The organism is Enterobacter sp. EC_50, assembly GCF_019584525.1.
GTDB lineage: Bacteria > Pseudomonadota > Gammaproteobacteria > Enterobacterales > Enterobacteriaceae > Enterobacter > Enterobacter roggenkampii.
On the sequence record NZ_VDAF01000010.1, the window covers coordinates 31,016 to 49,891 of the forward strand.

An 18,876-nucleotide genomic window follows, 5' to 3' on the forward strand; every position below is an offset into this window, starting at 1 on the left:
TCAGCATCGTCTGACCTGATGTAATGCCCTGATTGACTCAATCGGCATCGGCTGGCTGAACCAGAAACCCTGCAGTTGATCGCAGCCAGCCAGCCGCAGCAGTTTCATTTGTCTTTCGGTTTCGACCCCTTCGGCGACCACCGCCATCCCCAGCGCGTTGGCGATCCGCACCGTGCCGCTCACCAGCGCGGCCGCCTGTTCATCGTGGTCCACCAGCCCGGCCAGCGATTTATCAATCTTGATGGTGTCGAAGTTAAAACGCCGCAAATAGCCAATGCTGGAATAGCCGGTGCCAAAGTCGTCCAGCGCCACCGCGGTGCCCAGCGCTTTAAGATTGGCTATCGCCATGCGGGCACGCTCCGGGTTTTCCAGCACATAGGACTCCGTGACCTCCAGCTGCAGTCGGTTGGCAGGGAAATGGGTGGTCTCCAGCACGCTGGCCACTTTGTCTTCGAAGGCGGGATCGCGGAATTGTGCGGGAGAAATATTAACGGAAAGCGTTAAGTCACCGTACGGCTGGAGATCCTGACAGGCGCGCTGCAACACAAACTGGCCCAGTTTGTAAATCAGACCGCTGGTCTCCGCGATGGCGATGAAGGTATCCGGGCCCAGCGGCCCTTCCGGGCGACGCGGCCAGCGGACTAACGCTTCGACGCTGCTCATTTTCTGGCTGCGGGCGTCAATAATCGGCTGATACCAGACCTCAAACTCATCGCGCTCCAGACCGTTACGGATCTGATTTTCAATCGCCAGCTTGCGCTCACGGGCGCTGTTCAGCTCGGCGTCGTAGTGGGTGATACGCCCTTTCCCGCTCATTTTGGCATGGTACATGGCAATATCGGCGCGACGAAACAGCTCGGAGCTGGTGCATTCAATCAGGGTTCCGCTGGCGATCCCGATACTGGCCCCGATATGGATGGTGCGTTCCCCCAGCTGAATCGGGGTGGAGAGAGAATCCAGCACCGACACGGCAAAAGCGGTGGCCTGTGTCTCTGCCTTATCACCGCCGATTGTCATGGCAAACTCATCCCCGCCCATACGCGCCAGCATTCCCCCCGGCGGCACGCGTTCACTCAGCGTTTTCGCAATCGCCACGATGAGATCGTCACCCACGCTGTGGCCGTAGATGTCATTCACGTCTTTAAAGCCATCCAGATCGATAAACACCACGCTTTTGACGTCGATATCTCCGCGTAAGCTCACCCGATCCAGCGCCTCGATGAGCGCTCGCCGGTTCGGCAGATGGCTTAGCCAGTCCGTTCTGGCCACCAGACGTGCCTGGCTTTCTCCTCGCGCAAGCTTGTACAGCCCCACGCTGCTCACCAGAATAAAGAGCAGGATCAGGGCCGATGCCAGCACGACAATCTGGGTGATATCAGAGGATGCCGCCCGGGCGGCCTGCGCTCCCGGAAGCCGTGCCTGCCAGTAAGATAGCCCAGCAGCTCCCCTGCCGAACTGCGCAGCGGCATACTCAGCTCGTTAATTTTATCCGGCGTAAAGTGCAGGTTATCGATCTGAAAGGTCGACCCCAGGTCGGATAAAATTCTGGCGTTCAGATGACGGGTGATTACCAGATAGCGGCGCGTTCCGTCGGTAACCTGTAATCTTCCGACCATCGGGCGAATCAGCCCAATGCCCACAAAGGCGACGCCGCTTCGCGTTTTGCTGATCCCGGCATAGATATTTTTATCGCCTGATAAGGCGCGCGCGTGCTGAGCAATAAGCGCCTTCAGCCCCTTACCGAAAAAATCGAGATTCGTCTCCTGAAATGGCTGACTTTGAAACGATCCCCAGATGACGTTGAAATGCTCATCAAGCACGAAGGTGCCATCATAGAGGTTGTTGATTTTAAAGCCGGCGCCCCAGGTGTTATACAACCAGTTGGTATCGAGCGTGGGACGGTAGGCCTCCCGCACCGCATCGTCCCAGACGGCGTTATCCAGCACCAGCGAGGAGACGCGGTTGACCGATGTCTGAATGGCCCCCTGCACGGAAAGCGCCGCGCGGTGTTCATCAATTTCATTGGTTTTGGTGCTGATAAGATGCAGGGAAAGATAGAGGAGTGCGACGACGGAGATGATTAAGCCGATGCCCGCCATAAAGACCATGGCAAACAACGTTCTCGCGGTGGGAATATTGCGCCAGCTTAATGTGCGATACATCCGCCATCCTCTTCAGGGTTTTGCTTTTCTAAGCGTAATACAGGCAGCGAATTTCGCTGCCTGTAAAGGATGGCTTTATGAGCGTCAGGCGAGTTTTATCATAATCATACCGGCAAGCAGCAAGATGAGTCCCATCCAGCCCTTGTTATTTAAACGCTGACCGAAGAGCACCCAGCCTGCGGCCAGCGTGGCGGCGATACCAAAACCGCCCCACAGCGCATAGGCCACCGACAGGTCAATCCCTTTTACCGCCTGGGACAGCGCGCTGAACGCGCCCAGAACCGCGGCAATCGACATCAGGCCGTAGAGCTTACGGCGAAAACCATCGGAGAATTTCAGCAGAACGTTCGCCAGAATTTCCAGCACGATGGCAAACCCCAGCCAGGCCGCATGAACCCACTCAAACTGTTGCATGGTTCTGCTCCTTCTGCACTTTAGACGGCTTACGGGTACCTGATTTAATCAGCACAATACCCGCGACCAGCGTCGTTAATCCGGCGATCTTCATTGTTGTTAATGTTTCGTCAAATATCAGCACGCTGAACAGCGTAATCAACAAAATACCGATCCCTTCCCACAGGGCATACGCGATGCCCAGCGCAATTTTTTTCACCGCAAATGAGAGGAAAATATAAGAAAGCGAAATCATCACCAGCATCAAAATAAAACCAGTATTGCCATCGCTGACGCTTGCCCACTTCATCGACAGCGTGCCGGTAATTTCAGCAATAATAGCCAGTGCTAATAAAATCCAGTAAAACATGTTTTTCTCCTGCTTGAGAATATAATCCATCGTGGCCCGCTGCGTGCAGCAAACCCAAAAATACGAATTGAAATCAGTCAGCTAAGCGCTTAGCGCCAGCTCAGGCAGAAGAAATGACTAGAGTGCGGTGCGCCAGTGTTGCTCACCAGAAAGCAGGCAGAAAGAGGTGGAGTATACAGCAGTATTGTTTGAAGAGTACGTCCTGAACATATTGTCCATAAAATTACAATTATCCGCGTTGTTGCTTCTCGTCTTTGCGGATGAAAATTGTCCTCGGTAGTTAAACACACCGAATTTGTACCATAAGCCAGGATTTTACTCAAAGTCTTTGCAATTCTTTACCCACCCCGTTTGATTTTGGTTAGTTTATTGCAAGGCCTTTCGCCTTTATTATAAAAATAACGAAAATTGCGGAGTCACCATGGCTAAACCCATCATTACCCTGAACGGGTTAAAAATTGTCATCATGCTGGGCATGCTGGTGATCATATTGACAGGCGTGCGCTTTGCCGCCGACATTATTGTGCCCTTTATTCTGGCCCTGTTTATTGCGGTGATCCTCAACCCGCTGGTGCAGCGCATGACGCGGCTGCGCGTCCCGCGCGTGCTGGCCATCACGCTGCTTATCAGCATCATAATTGTGGCGATGGTGCTGCTGGTCGCTTATCTGGGCACCTCGCTCAATGAACTGGCGCGAACGCTGCCGAAATATCGCTCTTCGCTGGCGATCCCCCTGCTGCAGCTGGAGCCCTGGCTGCAGCGCGCGGGGATCGAAATCTCGGTTGAGGAACTCCTGAAATATATCGACCCCAATGCGGCGATGACGATCGTCACCAGCCTGCTGACGCAGCTTTCCAACGCCATGACCTCCATTTTCCTGCTGTTTTTAACGGTGGTGTTTATGCTGCTGGAGGTGCCCCAGCTGCCGGCAAAGCTGCAGCAGATCATGGTCCGTCCGGTTGAAGGAATGGGGGCGATCCAACGCGCGCTGGACAGCGTCTCCCGCTATCTGGTGCTGAAAACCGCCATTAGCCTGGTGACGGGCGTTGTCGTCTGGGTGATGCTTCTGGCGCTGGACGTCCGCTTCGCGTTCGTCTGGGGGTTACTGGCGTTTGCGCTTAACTACATTCCCAACATCGGCTCCGTGCTGGCGGCGATCCCCCCTATCCTTCAGGTGCTGGTTTTCAGCGGGCTTTATGACGCGCTGATCCTGCTGGCCGGATACCTGGTCATCAATCTGGTGTTCGGTAACATACTGGAACCGCGCATGATGGGCCGGGGCCTGGGGCTCTCCACGCTGGTGGTCTTTTTGTCCCTGATATTCTGGGGCTGGCTGCTCGGGCCCGTTGGGATGCTGCTCTCCGTTCCGCTCACCATCATCGTCAAGATTGGTCTGGAGCAGACGGCGGGCGGGCAAAGTATCGCCGTGCTGCTGAGCGATATGAGTCATAAATAGCCGTCATTCCGCCATCGACAGGAGGGGCTTGCGGGTCCTTCCACCTGTACGATAAGTACTGAGCGCCCTCTGCCACTCCGCCAGCGGGTACACCATAACGTCGCTGTACTCACTGCCGGGCAACCTCAGCCAGATGCGCTCGAACTCCGCGCGCCACGCCTCAACGCTGAGCGCATCCAGACCGTTTCGGATATGGAACCACGCCACGCGCGGCGCAGGCCGCCGCTGTGTGAAGGCTTGCCCGGACAGCAGCCCGTAGCAAACAAACATGCCCGGCTCGGGCATCACGCTGAGGATCGCTTCCGCAAGCGGCCCGACGGTGGCATCGTAGACGATATCGCTGCGTGCGGCGACGGTGCCGATTCTGTTTGCGTCATGCTGTGCGACAGGCGTGATGCCCATCGCCTCCAGCCGTTCAGCATGCACGGCAGAACGGTGAATGCCGTACACCGCTTCCGCCCCCGCCTGACGCGCCCACTGCCCCAGCAGGATGGCGCAATCGGATCCCGCAGCCGTGAGCAAGACCCGCTTTCCGCGCGGCGGGTAGCGGGTCAGCATCATCTGCGCCGCCAGCGGGTTGATGTAGGCCCGCGCGGCCAGGCGCGAGTCGACAGCGTCCGGAACGGGTATCGCATACTCTGCCGGGCAGTCCACATAGCGCTGCCAGGTGCCCTGACCGCGCAGCGGCAGGACGCGCTTACCCACCAGATGCTTAAACGAGGCGGGCGCCCCGGTGACAACCCCAACACCTTCATACCCCGCGACCGCCGGTAAGGGTGTTCTGTGGCGATAGGCACCGGTGATGGGGATAAGATCGGACGCGTTGACCGGAGAAAACAGCATCCGCACGCGGAGCTGTCCGGGCGCAAGCGCGCCCAGCGGCGCGTTTTCAGGTTGCAGAACAGAGTCTGGCTCGCCAAACCGGCGATACCAGAGGGCCAGGTTTTCCATTACGATCTCAAGGCTGATAGCGGAACTACTCGCGCCAGCCCATTGCCGGTGCGACATGTTTGAGAATAGACTCAATCACGTGCGCATTATAATCCACCCCCAGCTGGTTCGGTACGGTCAGTAAGAGCGTATCCGCCTCGGCAATCGCCTCGTCTTTTTTCAGCTGTTCAACCAGCTTGTCCGGCTCCGCGGCATAGCTGCGCCCGAAGATGGCGCGCGTTTTCTCATCAAGATAACCCACGCTATCGCTGTCGTTGCGGCTGGCACCGAAATACATCCGGTCACGGTCGTCCATCAGCGCAAAAATACTGCGGCTGACCGACACCCGCGGCTCACGCGTATGCCCTGCCTCTTTCCAGGCCTGACGGTACGCGCGGATCTGTTTTGCCTGCTGAATATGGAACGGCTCGCCGGTTTCATCGTCCTTCAGCGTTGAGCTTTGCAGGTTCATGCCCAGTTTTGCCGCCCATACCGCCGTCGCATTAGAACCCGCGCCCCACCAGATACGCTCGCGCAGCCCTTCTGAATAAGGCTCCAGACGCAGCAGCCCCGGCGGATTGGGGAACATTGGCTGCGGGTTCGGTTTGGCAAACCCTTCCCCACGCAGCACCTCAAGCAGCACCTCGGTATGACGACGCGCCATATCCGACTCGTTTTCCCCTTCCTGCGGGACATAGCCGAAATGCCGCCAGCCATCAATAACCTGCTCCGGTGAGCCCCGGCTGATGCCCAGCTGCAGGCGACCGCCGGAAATCAGGTCCGCCGCGCCCGCATCTTCGGCCATGTACATCGGATTTTCATAGCGCATGTCGATTACGCCGGTGCCAATTTCGATGGTTTTTGTTTTTGCCCCTATAGCGGCCAGCAGAGGGAACGGCGAGCTAAGCTGTCGGGCGAAGTGGTGCACGCGGAAATAGGCGCCGTCTGCCCCCAGCTCTTCAGCCGCCACGGCTAAATCGATGGACTGCAGCAGCGTATCGGCCGCCGAACGCGTGCCGGACTGCGGTGAAGGCGTCCAGTGACCAAAGGATAAAAATCCGATCTTTTTCATAACCCTGTGTCCTGATAATGCGTTGCGTTCTGTCCACTTTACGCATTACCCGGTAAGAATAAATGCCGTTTATTTAACGGAATGGTTCAAATAAATTGACATAACTGACGGGTTCGTCACGACGCAACGTTATGGGATATACTCTTCCCCACTCTTTTCATGGCAGGTAAAACCGGCAATGGCTTTGATCCCCAAAAACTACGCGCGGCTGGAAAGCGGCTATCGCGAAAAAGCATTAAAAATTTATCCATGGGTGTGTGGACGCTGCTCGCGCGAGTTTGTCTATTCCAATCTGCGTGAACTCACGGTTCACCATATCGATCACGACCATACCAACAACCCGGAAGATGGCAGCAACTGGGAGCTGTTGTGCCTGTTTTGCCACGATCATGAGCATTCGAAATACACCGAAGCAGATCGGTACGGCACCACCGTGGTGGCCGGGGAAGACGCGCAAAAAGACGTGGGCGTCGCCACGTTTAACCCGTTTGCCGATTTGAAAGCGATGATGGATAAAAAGAAATAAACCTCTCGCCCCCTCGCTCACATCATGATCCGCGAATTTAGAATGTCCAGGTGATAGCGGCGGTTGCAGACCCCTCATTACGCCGCATCACGATCGGGCTTTGATTGGCATGGTCGCCAAGCCAGGTATAGTCCGCGCTGAGGACAGTTCCCCAGTGAGCATCGAACTGATGGCTCCAGGTCAGGCTGGTGTCGACGCCGTAAAATCCACCCGGCGCAGCATAGCGGCGATAGCCGGTGCGGCGGCTCTGCTGCTCGCTGACCCCATACCAGGTATTCAGGTAACGGCTGTCGCCAAACAGGGCCGCAGACTGAAAGGCTATCGTGTCCTGGTTATTTTGTACCGGGATCAGCGTAACGGAGGCCTGATAGCTTGCCCCCTGACTGTCGGTTAACGGCAGCGTCGCTTTGCCTTCCATGCTCAGCCATGGCGCAGCCTGCCAGCCCACGGCAAGGCCGGTATTCAGGGTGGCATCAATATCCCCCATCCCTTTCAGGTTGTTTGCCCCCTCGCGCCAGCCAGAATTTTTATCAGCCCTTCCGGGGTCGTCGCCCAGCGTGTGTTCGAAATACCAGCCGCTGTCGTTTTGCAGGTCATATCCCACCCCTTTTTGTGCATCAACAAAGAAAGCGCCTTTGCGTCCCTGCAGCACAGGAACCACCTGCCACACCTGCTTGTCTGAGCCTGAGTAACGCGGGGCATATTGCCCTCCCAGCCCGACGGTTAAGGAATCGGACGCGGTGTCATCATCCGCCTGCGCGGCGGATGCCACGACCATCAGAAGCGGGACGGACATATACAGGACTTTTTTTATCGCTATCATACTGCTCTCCTTACAGACGCTGGCGTCTCCTGAGACAGGAACAGCCACACAATGTTGGCGCAGTATGATTTGGCTGAATCAATGAATCGTCGGGATAGTGTTAAGAAATGGTCAAGGTGAACGGATGTTATCCAGAAGAGTGCTGATTATTGAAGATGACGCCGACGCGGCTGGCGTGCTCGAAGCCTATTTACGGCGTGAAAATTACGACGTGACCATTACCGGGGACGGTCTTTCCGGCCTGGATATGGCGCAGCGGTGGAAGCCCGACCTCATCCTGCTGGATGTAATGCTGCCGGGACTTAACGGCACCGAGGTGCTGGCGGGCCTGCGTCGTAAAAGCGATGTGCCGGTGATCATGGTCACGGCCATGGGGGATACTCCCGATCGCATTGGCGCCCTGCGTTACGGTGCCGATGATTACGTTGTGAAGCCTTATCATCCGGGCGAAGTGGTGGCGCGGGTGCAGGCGGTGCTGCGGCGCAGCAGTAAAAAAGAGACAGAGGAAAAGATCCTTCGCTGGCAAACGCTGGCGGTGGATGTCGCCGCCATTGTGGCGTGCGTGGACAACGGCGACGACGCGCCTGTGATGCTCGATCTTACGCCAACGGAATTCTCGCTTCTGGCAACGCTGCTGCGCTCGCCTGCGCACCCGTTTTCCCGCCAGTATTTACTGGAACACTGTTTGCCGGAAAGCGAGGCGCTGGAGCGCGTTGTCGACACCCATATTTATAACCTGCGTAAAAAACTCGAAGCTGTGGGTATTTCCGGCGTGCTGATCAACGTGCGCGGCGTGGGTTACAGGTTCAGACAGCCATGATAAAAAACCGGCACGCCTCTCTGTGGCGCTGGATTTGCGCGCGCATCCTGGCGCTGGCCATCGGCAGCGTGATCGTCATTGCCACCTGCATGTGGCTGCGCTATGCGGTACAGAACTACTGGATCATGGGCAGGATGCCGCCGGCAGTCCGGCAGGAGTTTCTTACGCTCAGCCAGAACCCGCAGGCCAATCCGGCCCGCTTCCACACGATTGTGGATACCTGGTGGGGCCTGAGCTATTCCACGCCGTCCATCGCCTCAGCGGACTGGGTCACGGTGGCCCTGCTGGTGCTGGTGATGATCCCGTTTATTGTGGTGATGGGGCTCAAACACGCCCGCCCGCTGGCGCTGCAGTTCAGCCGCCTTCGCGATGCGGCAAAGGATGTCGCCGAAGGGCAGTTTGGCCGTCAGGCAGAGCTCATCAAGGATGCACCGGCAGAAATGGTCAGCTTTGCGGCGGACTTTAACTCCATGACGGGGCAACTGGCCCGCTATGAGAAAGAGCTCCGCGCCTCGCACGTCGCGATGGCGCACGAGCTGCGCTCGCCCCTGACGGCCGCCATCGGGCGTCTGCAGGGCATGCTAGACGGCGTGTTTGATGCCAGCCCGGCGCAGCTGGGCATGGTGATGAAACAGCTCCAGCACCTCAACCGCCTCACCGACGAGCTCCACCTTCTCTCTTTGGCAGACGCGGGTAACCTTGTGCTGGAGGACCAGCCGTTCTGTCTGGATGAGCTGATTCAGGAGCGGGCTGCCTGGATCATGCCCCAGGCGGATGCGCATCATTTCAGGATAACGCTGCGTAACCCGCACACCAGCCCCTTCCGGGGCGATGCGTTCCGTATGGGACAGGTCGTTACCATCCTCATGGAAAATGCACTACGCTACGGACGCGAAGGCGGCCACCTTGAGGTGGCGCTGCATTACGCCAGCGGGCATTACATCCTCGAATTCACCGATGACGGGCCGGGCGTGTCGCCCCAGTTCTTGCCGGAAATGTTTAAACGCTTTAGCCGCGAGGAGCAGTCCCGCGCGCGGCATTCCGGCGGCAGCGGCCTCGGTTTGTCCATCGCCCGGGCGATTTGCGAGGCGCATGGGGGTGAGATTAGCGCGTCATTACCGGAAACCGGCGGCCTTGCGGTGCGCATTTTGTTGCCCTGGCATCCGTCTGATAATGAAAATCTCCCCTCTTGATAAAGCCTTGACAGAACATCGAATCTTTCTCGACGTAGCGCGCATTTAATAACGCCATTCCCTTTATGGAGCGGCGTTATGTCAGACGAATTTTTTCTCTCCCTCCGCCACTGCCTGCATCATTTGTACGGCGTGGCGCGCACCTTTTCCTGGCTGCATTTTCTTCCCCTGGCCCTGCTTGCGCTGGCGATTTTTCCGCTGGCCGGCTGCGGTGATAAACACGAAAACAAACCTGATCCAGTGCGTAAGGTACGCTACGTCGTCGTTGGCTCCGCCCAATCCCTTCCCGCGCTGGAAAGAACCGGTGAGATCCATGCCCACGATGAAACGACCCTGAGCTTTCGCACCGGAGGCCGGATACTGACGCGTAGCGTTGATATTGGCGACCGGGTCACTGCCGGGCAGCTGCTGGCCACGCTTGATAATACGACCGGGCAAAACCAGCTCGACAGCGCCACGGCCGACTATGAAGGCGCCAAAGCCTCAGCCCAGGTCGCCGCGCTTAACGTCAGTCGCATGCAAAAGCTTATGCCAACGGGCGCGATAGCCCGCACGCAGCTCGACAGCGCCCGGGCTGACTGGCTTGTCGCCCGCGCGCGCTTAAAAAGCAGCGAGGCCGCATGGCGAAATGCCCGCGAAAGCCTCGGCTGGACGCGCCTGATCGCGCCGCAAGCGGGCGTCATCACGGCCGTGAGCGCCTCTGCGGGACAGGTTGTCAGCGACGGCCAGTCCGTGCTGACGCTGGCGACCGGGGAAGCCCGCGACGTGGCGTTTGATATTGCCGCGCCCGATGCGATCCTGCCTCTGGATAAGGCGGTTTTGCAGGTTTCCCTGCTCGGCGACCCGTCGGTGCAGGCGTCTGCCCTGCTGCGGGATATCACCCCGCAGGCCGATCCTCAGACCCGCACGTGGCGCGTCAGAGCCACCCTGCAAAACCCGCCGGAGGCCATGGCGCTGGGCGCCAGCGTCACCGTGACGTTGCCCTCCGCCGCCCCGCACGGGTACGCGCTTCCCGCGTCGGCGCTGACCCGAGCCGGCGACAAATCGGCGGTTTTTGTGATTACCCCGCAGTCGCGGGCGCAGCTGCGCGTGGTGGTGCCCGTCGGCTATACGGCCACCTCCGTCATGATTGCCTCCGGCCTTGAGCCCGGCGACAGGGTGATTACGGCGGGCGTGAGCACATTACGATCCGGCGAGCCGGTGATGGCCGGAGAGGTTCAGCCATGAACACAGGATCGGAAGCCCAATTTAACCTCTCCGCCTGGGCGCTGAAGAACCAGCAGATGGTCAGCTTTTTCATGCTGCTGGTGATTGCGATGGGCGTGTTCTGCTATGAAAAGCTGCCGCGTAACGAAGATCCGGCATTCACCATTAAAACGGCCGTCGTCTCCGCACAGTGGCCGGGAGCCTCCGTGACGGATACCACCCGCCTGCTGACCGATACGCTTGAAAAAAAGCTGCAGGAAACGCCCTGGCTGGACTATCTCGAAAGTGAAACCCGTGCCGGACGCACCGTTATCCACGTCAACCTCCGTGACGATACGCCCCCGCAACGCGTGCCCGATATCTGGTATCAGGTTCGCAAAAAAATGCAGGACATCGCGCCGTCCCTGCCCGAAGGGGTGCAGGGTCCTGCCGTGGATGACGAGTTTGACGACACGTTCGGCACAATTTACGCCTTTATTCCCGAAGGGTTCAGCCTGCGGGAGGTGCGGGATCGCGCAGAGACAATACGGCGCGAACTCATGTCCCTGCCGGATATGGGCAAAACCACCCTGCTGGGCGAACAGCAGGAGCAGTGGGTTCTCGCCTTTTCTCCGGCGCGCCTGGCCGGGATGGGGCTGGATATTCAGGACGTTGCCGACGCCCTCCGGGCGCAAAACGCCGTTGTCCCGGCAGGAACGATGCGTACCGGGCAGGAGAACATGGCGATAAAGGTCAGCGGGGCGCTCACCACCGAAGAGAGTTTGCGCGCCGTCACGCTGCACGTTAACAATCGCTATATTCCGCTGACCGACATTGCCACCGTCACCCGGGAAATCGCCGAGCCACCGGCCCCGGCCTACCGGGTGAACGGCAAACCGGCTATCGGGCTGGCGGTGTCGATGGCGCCGACAGGCAACATGCTGCGTTTCGGTGCTGCGCTGAACGCAAAAATGGCGGCCCTCAGCGCCGGGCTGCCGCACGGTATTGAGATGGTGAAAGTCGCCGATCAGTCAGCGGTGGTGAGTGAAGCGGTAAGCGGGTTTATCCGGGTACTTATCGAAGCCGTTGTTATCGTGCTGGCGGTTTCATTTGTCTCGCTGGGTTTGCGGGCCGGACTGGTGGTGGCGACGGCCATTCCGCTGGTGCTTGCCATGACGTTTGTCGGCATGATGCTCGCCGGTATTGGCCTTCAGCGTATCTCGCTCGGGGCGCTGATCATTGCCCTGGGCCTGCTGGTGGATGACGCCATGATCGCCGTCGAAACGATGGTCTCCCGACTGGAAGCGGGGGATTCCCGCCGACTCGCGGCCACCTATGCATTCAAAACGACGGCCTTCCCGATGCTCACCGGTACTCTGGTCATGATTGCCGGTTTTATTCCCGTTGGTTTTGCGGCCTCCAGCGCCGGTGAATACTGCTTCTCCCTGTTTGCGGTGGTGCTCATCGCCCTGCTCTGCTCCTGGGCCGTCGCGATCCTGTTTTCGCCGCTAACGGGCACGTGGCTCCTGCCGGAAAAAGTCAGACATCACGCGGCAGGACCGGGACGGATCGCGCGCGGGTATGGACGGCTTTTACGCCTGGCGCTCCGCCACCGTCTCGCTACCGTACTGATTGCGCTTGCCGCGCTGGGGCTGTCAGCGTACGGCACGACGTTTATGCAGGGCGAGTTTTTCCCCGCCTCGGACCGGCCCGAGTTGCTGGTCAGCCTGACGCTTCCGGCCAACGCGTCGCAGCCGGAAACGCTCAGAGAGGTGGAAAAGCTGGAAAAAGCGCTGGCCGACAACAGCAATATCGATCGCTTTTCGACGTACGTTGGCTCAGGCGCCGTCCGTTTTTACCTGCCGATGGACGTGCTGCTGGAAAATGAAAATATCGCCCAGATGGTTGTGGTCGCGAAGGATCTTGCGGCGCGGGATCGTCTGCACGCACAGCTCAACACGATCCTGGCGACGCAATTTAGCGACATCATCACCCGCGTGTCGCCCCTTGAGCTGGGGCCTCCCGTCGGCTGGCCCATCAAATACCGGGTGAGCGGGCCGGATTATCTGCAGGTCCGGGCGCTTGCGAACCGTCTCACGGACGCGATTGGCCGCTCCCCGTTCTCACGCGACGTTAACCAGACGGCCGGAGAGCCGGAGAGGGTCATCACCCTTAAGGTGAATCAGACGGCGGCCAGAGCGGCGGGAATATCGTCAGAAAGCCTTGCCCGCACGCTGAATACCGTCTGGTCCGGCAGCGTTGTCACGTCCATCAGAGATAATGACCGCCTTGTCGACGTGGTGCTCAGGGCCGAGGACAGCGCGCGCCAGAGCACCGCCACTTTCGCCTCACTCACGATTCAGGGGAATGACGGTAAAAAAATTCCGCTCAGCGCCGTCGCAACGCCGGTCTGGGGCGTGGACGATCCGGTCATCTGGCGCCGCCAGCGCGTGCCCTTTATCACGGTGCAAACCGACCTCGCCCCGGGGCTGAGGGCTGAAGCGGTATCCGCCGCGCTGCGTCCGGCGGTCGATAAACTGCGCGCGAGCCTGCCCGCAGGTTACAGCATTGAAGAAGGCGGCGCGGTTGCCGAATCGGATAAGGGGAACAGCTCCGTCTTTACCGTTCTTCCGGTGACGCTGGTCATCATGCTGATACTGCTGATGCTTCAGCTGCGGCGATATTCCCGGATGCTGCTGGCGCTCCTGATGGCCCCGTTTGGTTTACCGGGGATCGTGCTGGCTATGCTGCCTGGCGGCACGCCGATGGGGTTTGTCGCGCTGCTGGGCGTCATCGCCCTGGCGGGGATGATCGTGCGTAACGCGGTGATATTGATTAGCGAGATTGACAGCAATCTAGCTCAGGGGATGGCAAATAATGCCGCGATTATGGCGGCCGCGGAGCACCGGGCCAGACCCATCTGTCTGACCGCCTGCGCCGCCATTCTGGGCATGATCCCGATCTCTCACCAGGTTTTCTGGGGCCCAATGGCCTATGCCATCATCGGCGGGCTGCTGGCTGCGACGCTGGTGACGCTGACCGTGTTACCCGCGTCGTTTAGCCTGCTGTTACAGTGGGGGGCTCAGCGCAAAGCCGCAGCCGACGGGCCGGGCTGAGTCCCCATCTTTCTCCGATTACGCGGCGGTCAGCGCAAAACGGTCTTTCAGGACATGGCGGATGTCCTCCTCCGCCAGCTGCCGCGTTTCAGTGCCGTTCGCCGTGATGGTTTTCAGCATATCGCCCAGCAAAATCTGGCGCCCTTCCGGGCTGTGCTGCACCACCACCCGCTTCTGCACAAAAATAGCCTCAGGATGCGTCGAGTTAAGGTAGTTGGCCGGAACGAAATCAATCCACTCCTGAGGCGTGAGATCGAAGCCGTATTGTCGGGCCCATTCGCCTTCCACCTTCGCCTCGAGCAGATACTCGCCCTCCGCGCTGCGGCTCAGGCGAAACGTGTCGAAGTCCTGGGTGATTTCCACGTCAAGCGTGTCCAGCGCCATTGGCGCGCGGATGCCGTAGCTGCCGAACCCGAGATCGCAAAGCCACTGGCGGCTCTCCACCTCGGCGATGAGCGCCATATGGGTTTTCGGCCGCCGCGCGGGGTAGAACATCGGGCGCGCCGCCACAAAACGGTAAGGAATGCCAAGTGCTTCCAGCGCCATGGCAAAAAGCCCGTTAACCTCATAGCAGTACCCGCCGCGCCCTTTCTTTAACACCTTCTCGGCAATGTCGTCTGGTGCCAGCGAGACAATTTTCCCCGCCTGCACGTCCAGATTTTCAAAGGGAACGGAAAAGAGCTGATGACGCATCAGCGCATGAAGGGTGGACGTATCGGCCGCCGCCGGTCCGGTGTAGTTTATGCGTTTGAAATACGAGGAAATGTCGAAATTATCGCTGTGCATAATGCCTCCTTGTCCTGAACATGCCGGACACTATAGATGGCGCACATCATTGGCTGTATAGTCAGTTTTATCGAAAATTAGCCTGAACAGATACCCATGTCTGCCCCCTCCCCACACTATCGCCGGATTGCTGAGCGTCTGCGCCTCACGCTCTCTTCAGGAGCATTGCGAGTCGGTGACCGGATGATCTCCGCGCGTAAACTGGCCGAACGCGAGCACGTGAGCCTTCCGACGGCGCTGGAGGCCCTTCGCTGCCTTGAGGCTGAAGGGCTGATCGTTGCGCGACCGCGTTCAGGTTATTACATCCGCCAGATCAGCCTCCCTCCGCGCGCGGAGCCTGCGCGTTCCACGCCGGGCCCGGTGCCCGTGACTATGTCCGCCGTGGCCCGCTCGCTGTTCAGCAGCGCAGAAGCCCGGCTGATCCCGCTGGGCGCCGCCCTGCCCGATCCCGCGTGGCTGCCCGGGGAGGCGCTACAGCGGGCGTTACACTCCGTGGGCCGTCGTCTGGACGCGCATGGGCAGAGCTACAGCCTGCCGCCGGGAAGGCGTGATTTACGAAGCAAGATTGCGGCGCGTGCTGCGCAGTGGGGAGCCCGCTTCGGCGCGGACGATCTCATTATCACCGCGGGCGCGACGCAGGCGCTGCGCCTGGCCCTGCGGGCCGTGTGTCAGCCAGGTGATGTGGTGGCGGTGGAGCAGCCCGCCTACTTTGGCACGCTCCTGCTGCTGGAGGATTTAGGCCTGAAGGCGTTAGAAATCCCCACCGATCCTGCTGAAGGTCTGTTACTGGAACCGCTGGCTGACGCCATCCGCTGCCACCGTCCCGCGGCCGTTCTGGCCTCGCCCACCGTGCAAAACCCATTGGGTGCCAGCATGCCCGTCGCGCGCAAGCAGGAACTGGTTGCTCTGCTTGAAGAAGCCGGTATTCCTCTGATTGAGGACGACGTTTACGGTGACCTGGTCGGTGACGGGCAACGTCCTCCGGCCTGCAAAGCCTTCGACCAGAGCGGGAATGTGATTTACTGCAGCTCCCTGTCAAAAACGCTTGCACCGGGGTGGCGAATCGGCTGGATTGCCGCCGGACGCTATTACCCGCAGGTCTTGCAGGCCCGCATGGCCGGAGAGTGGGCCGGCGCGCCGCTGCTGGAAGCCGCGACGAGCGAGATGCTGGCAAGCGGCGACTACGACCGTCACCTGCGGCGGCTAAAGCGGCGGATCGCAGAGGGAATCGCCGCCGTCGTGGTGCGGGTCAAGGCCAGTTTCCCCCCCGGTACCCGCGTAAACGTCCCCGAAGCTGGCTTTCTGCTGTGGGTAGAACTTCCTCCGCAGGTCAACGCGCTGGAGGTGCATCGCCGCGCGCTGGCGCGGGGTATTGGCGTCAGCCCCGGCCCCCTGTTTTCCCCTGGCGCAGAACTCACGCACTTTCTGCGGCTAAACTGTGCAAACGAACCGACGCCCCGCCTGCTCAATGCCGTGGAGCAGATTGGTGCGCTATGCCATGAGCTGGCCGCTTTCACACCAGACTCTCCAGCCATTTGGTAAATACCCGTACCTTGCGGGAGAGATGACGGTGTGGGTAGAGCAGTGACAGTTTGCGGTCCGGCGAACGATATTCAGGCAGGACCTCAACCAGCAGGCCGCGGTCAATGTAAGGCTGGAGAAAGAGATTCATTCCCTGCATTACCCCCAGCCCGGCCAGGCCTGCCGCGATGTAGGCCTCGGAGTTATCCACCACGAGCTTACCGGATAGCGCGATCTCCGCAACGCCCTCTGGCGTGGTAAACGTCCACGGCTGAACGTGCCTGCTGCTGTTGTTAATCCAGTTAATCGCCTGATGCTTGCGTAAATCCTCCAGCGTTTCTGGCGTACCGTGTTCAGCCAGCCAGGCCGGGCTGGCGCAGGTCGTGATTTTAATGTTCCCGATTTTACGCGCGATATAGTCGCCGTCGTCCAGCTCGCCCACCCGCAGCACGCAGTCCAAGCCGTCCCGCAGCATATCCCGACGGCGGTCAGAGCTGCTCAGGATGATGTCGATATCAGGATGCTGACGATAAAAATCAGGCAGGTTGGGTATCACCCGCAGCGCCGCAAAAGAGATGGGCATATCCACACGCAGCTGGCCGTGTATCGGTCGATCGGCGCCAAACGACTCCAGTAATTCGTCCGCCTGCGCCAGCAGGGGTTTACTGCGGCGATAAAAGGCTTCCCCATCCGGCGTCAGGCTAATCCGACGCGTGGTGCGCTGCAGGAGCCGCGTGCCGCTGTGTTGTTCCAGAAGCTGCAGCGCTTTGGTCACTGCCGGTCGATGGACCCGCAGATTTTCCGCCGCCTGGGTAAGGCTCCCCGAGTCGACAATTTCAATAAAAATCCGAATAGATTCAAAGAGGTTTATTTGCATAAGAGATGTCTTGCCGCGAGCGGGAGAAAATGATTGTTATTAATTTTATAACAGTGATGAATGTTTTTGGCTATTTTTCCTAACAATCTTCCTCTCTACACTCTCCCTCATTCAAACGTAAGGGAGAGTCTGCTATGAAAAATAACCGTATCTGTCAGATCCTGGGTATCGAAAAGCCCGTTATTCAGGGACCGTTATCCTGGCTTACTGATGCCCGTTTAGTGGCCGCGGTCAGCAATGCCGGAGGACTCGGCGTGCTGGGCCCCAACGCCGGTTTAACCGCCGATACCGCGGTCTCCACGCCGGAAGCAACCGCCGAAAAAATGCGGGAAGAAATTCGGAAAACCAAACGGCTGACCGAAAAACCCTTCGGCGTGAACCTGATCCCCACCGCCGTTAATGACGTCTGGACCGGGCCAATTCTTAAGGTGGTAAAAGAGGAAGGCGTCAGGGCCGTGGTGTATACGGGCTATGGGGAAGGCAGCATTATTCCCGCGCTGTTCAATGAGTTAAAAGAGGCGGGCATTGCCATTATCTACCGCGACATCAATCCCACGCCGGAAAACACCCTTCTGGCTGAAGAAATGGGGGCAGACATCATCGTCGCCACCGGTTTTGACGAAGGCGGGACGCTACCCGCGACGGCGCTGGGTACCTTTTCCATCGTGCCGCTGATTGCCGATGCCGTGAAGCACGTCCCGGTGATGGCCGCGGGCGGTATTACCGATAATCGCACCGCCAGAGCGGCGCATGCATTGGGTGCGGAAGGCGTGTTTGCCGGCTCGGTGTTTATCAGTACCGAAGAAAGCCGCGTGCCGCAGGGGGTCAAAGAGAAAATTGTTGCCGCCAACGGCCTGGACCTGCTGCTTTTCCGCACTGTCCCCCACTACTATCGTTCTCTCCCCGGCAAGCTGGCGGAAAAACTGGCGGCGATGGATAAAGCGGGCGCAAGCAACGAAGCGCTGGGCAAGGCGATGGGCGGATTACGGGGCCTGCGCCTGGGCATGCTGGAAGGTAACACCGATGAAGGCTATATCGCGCTCGGCACGGGGATCGGGAATATCCGAAGCGTGAAAAGCGTGGCCGAGGTTGTCGATGCGTTAACGGTTGAGTAAGCCCTTAACCCTGATGCTATGGGCGCTGCACAGGAGCAGCGTCCGCAAACCGTCTGCGGTTCTTTTTCACACATTGAGGATTGCGCGTTCTTTAACCACAGCGTCAGGATTGGCACGTTTTACCGCTGCCAGAAAAGCCGTGAAGTTATGATTCCAGAGGGTAAGATTGTTATAAAACTGCACCTGCTTTTCATTAACACCGTCGCGGTAAATAACAATCCAGACCCGTCTGCTGTTTATCTCTGTATTCCCCGGTCTGATTTTAATGATGTTAGCCAGCGCAATTTTACGGGTGGCGTTGTTTTTAACTTCATATAAAAACTGGTCATCATAAAACCAGGTTTTACCTCCATTCCCGCCAAATATGGAGGGACTGGCAGAGATCTTTTTCATCCCGTTACGGTCTGAAATGATACGTTTTGCCTGGCGAATGCGTCTGACCAAAAAGCTTAACAGAATGAGAAGCGCAATGAGGGGCAGAGCGACTGATATCATTTTTAGACTTTCGTGCATATCCCTGCCCCACAATAC

General features: G+C 58.8%; 16 protein-coding genes and 1 pseudogene. 8 read left to right on the forward strand and 9 right to left on the reverse strand.

The window, feature by feature from the left end; genetic code table 11:
• From FHC48_RS10060 to mdtJ, 3 genes and pseudogenes are all read right to left on the reverse strand, one after another.
• Positions 1-2,162 (reverse strand): annotated as a pseudogene (locus tag FHC48_RS10060) (EAL domain-containing protein).
• A gap of 84 nt (positions 2,163-2,246) precedes the next feature.
• Positions 2,247-2,576, reverse strand: a complete 330-nt coding sequence (gene mdtI / locus FHC48_RS10065) for a multidrug/spermidine efflux SMR transporter subunit MdtI (RefSeq protein WP_008502462.1) — start codon at positions 2,574-2,576, stop codon at positions 2,247-2,249.
• The gene (gene mdtJ / locus FHC48_RS10070) at positions 2,563-2,925 is read right to left on the reverse strand and encodes a multidrug/spermidine efflux SMR transporter subunit MdtJ (protein ID WP_059365130.1); all 363 of its coding nucleotides are present in this window, start codon (positions 2,923-2,925) and stop codon (positions 2,563-2,565) included. The genes mdtI and mdtJ overlap by 14 nt, the downstream gene beginning before the upstream one ends.
• 421 nt (positions 2,926-3,346) lie before the next feature.
• On the opposite strand from mdtJ, the gene FHC48_RS10075 reads away from it, so the two are divergent.
• Entirely contained in the window at positions 3,347-4,381 is a 1,035-nt protein-coding gene (locus FHC48_RS10075) for an AI-2E family transporter (protein WP_044596713.1), read from the forward strand.
• 3 nt (positions 4,382-4,384) lie between these two features.
• Here the strand turns inward: FHC48_RS10075 and FHC48_RS10080 are convergent, their stop codons facing one another.
• On the reverse strand, positions 4,385-5,332 hold the full coding sequence (locus FHC48_RS10080; protein WP_059365128.1) for a zinc-dependent alcohol dehydrogenase family protein: 948 nt from the start codon (positions 5,330-5,332) through the stop codon (positions 4,385-4,387).
• A gap of 25 nt (positions 5,333-5,357) precedes the next feature.
• Positions 5,358-6,383: an LLM class flavin-dependent oxidoreductase gene (locus tag FHC48_RS10085; protein ID WP_032651088.1), complete on the reverse strand. Its 1,026-nt coding sequence runs from the start codon at positions 6,381-6,383 to the stop codon at positions 5,358-5,360.
• A 178-nt stretch (positions 6,384-6,561) separates the two neighbouring features.
• On the opposite strand from FHC48_RS10085, the gene yajD reads away from it, so the two are divergent.
• Positions 6,562-6,909 (forward strand): HNH nuclease YajD, encoded by a 348-nt coding sequence (gene yajD / locus FHC48_RS10090; protein WP_023617218.1) that lies wholly within the window; start codon positions 6,562-6,564, stop codon positions 6,907-6,909.
• Between the two features lie 37 nt (positions 6,910-6,946).
• Here yajD and FHC48_RS10095 read toward each other — a convergent pair whose 3' ends face one another.
• Positions 6,947-7,732, reverse strand: coding sequence for a MipA/OmpV family protein (locus tag FHC48_RS10095; protein ID WP_023292593.1), 786 nt, complete (start codon positions 7,730-7,732; stop codon positions 6,947-6,949).
• A gap of 124 nt (positions 7,733-7,856) precedes the next feature.
• Between FHC48_RS10095 and FHC48_RS10100 the strand changes: the two genes are divergently transcribed.
• The 4 genes from FHC48_RS10100 (at position 7,857) to FHC48_RS10115 (ending at position 14,046) form a co-directional block, all read left to right on the forward strand.
• Positions 7,857-8,552 carry a response regulator gene (locus FHC48_RS10100; protein ID WP_008500520.1) on the forward strand — a complete coding sequence of 232 codons (696 nt, stop codon included), beginning with the start codon at positions 7,857-7,859 and terminating at the stop codon, positions 8,550-8,552.
• Positions 8,549-9,745, forward strand: coding sequence for a cell wall metabolism sensor histidine kinase WalK (locus tag FHC48_RS10105; protein ID WP_032651652.1), 1,197 nt, complete (start codon positions 8,549-8,551; stop codon positions 9,743-9,745). Before FHC48_RS10100 ends, FHC48_RS10105 begins: the two co-directional genes overlap by 4 nt.
• 78 nt (positions 9,746-9,823) lie before the next feature.
• Positions 9,824-10,972 (forward strand): efflux RND transporter periplasmic adaptor subunit, encoded by a 1,149-nt coding sequence (locus FHC48_RS10110; RefSeq protein ID WP_119312095.1) that lies wholly within the window; start codon positions 9,824-9,826, stop codon positions 10,970-10,972.
• Positions 10,969-14,046: an efflux RND transporter permease subunit gene (locus FHC48_RS10115; protein ID WP_220420528.1), complete on the forward strand. Its 3,078-nt coding sequence runs from the start codon at positions 10,969-10,971 to the stop codon at positions 14,044-14,046. The genes FHC48_RS10110 and FHC48_RS10115 overlap by 4 nt, the downstream gene beginning before the upstream one ends.
• An 18-nt stretch (positions 14,047-14,064) precedes the next feature.
• On the opposite strand, the gene FHC48_RS10120 is transcribed toward FHC48_RS10115, so the two are convergent.
• Complete coding sequence (locus FHC48_RS10120) at positions 14,065-14,832, reverse strand: arylamine N-acetyltransferase (RefSeq protein ID WP_045336029.1); 768 nt, start codon at positions 14,830-14,832, stop codon at positions 14,065-14,067.
• Positions 14,833-14,928: 96 nt separating this feature from the next.
• Between FHC48_RS10120 and FHC48_RS10125 the strand changes: the two genes are divergently transcribed.
• Positions 14,929-16,374: a PLP-dependent aminotransferase family protein gene (locus tag FHC48_RS10125; RefSeq protein WP_119312094.1), complete on the forward strand. Its 1,446-nt coding sequence runs from the start codon at positions 14,929-14,931 to the stop codon at positions 16,372-16,374.
• Here the strand turns inward: FHC48_RS10125 and FHC48_RS10130 are convergent.
• Positions 16,346-17,230 (reverse strand): LysR family transcriptional regulator, encoded by an 885-nt coding sequence (locus FHC48_RS10130; RefSeq protein ID WP_059362606.1) that lies wholly within the window; start codon positions 17,228-17,230, stop codon positions 16,346-16,348. The two genes, FHC48_RS10125 and FHC48_RS10130, sit on opposite strands and share 29 nt — an antisense overlap.
• 134 nt (positions 17,231-17,364) lie before the next feature.
• Here FHC48_RS10130 and FHC48_RS10135 point away from each other — a divergent pair, with 134 nt between their 5' ends.
• Positions 17,365-18,345 carry a nitronate monooxygenase family protein gene (locus FHC48_RS10135; RefSeq protein ID WP_046091844.1) on the forward strand — a complete coding sequence of 327 codons (981 nt, stop codon included), beginning with the start codon at positions 17,365-17,367 and terminating at the stop codon, positions 18,343-18,345.
• Between the two features lie 66 nt (positions 18,346-18,411).
• On the opposite strand, the gene FHC48_RS10140 is transcribed toward FHC48_RS10135, so the two are convergent.
• Complete coding sequence (locus tag FHC48_RS10140; RefSeq protein WP_059362609.1) at positions 18,412-18,858, reverse strand: hypothetical protein; 447 nt, start codon at positions 18,856-18,858, stop codon at positions 18,412-18,414.
• Between the last annotated feature and the right edge of the window lie 18 nt (positions 18,859-18,876).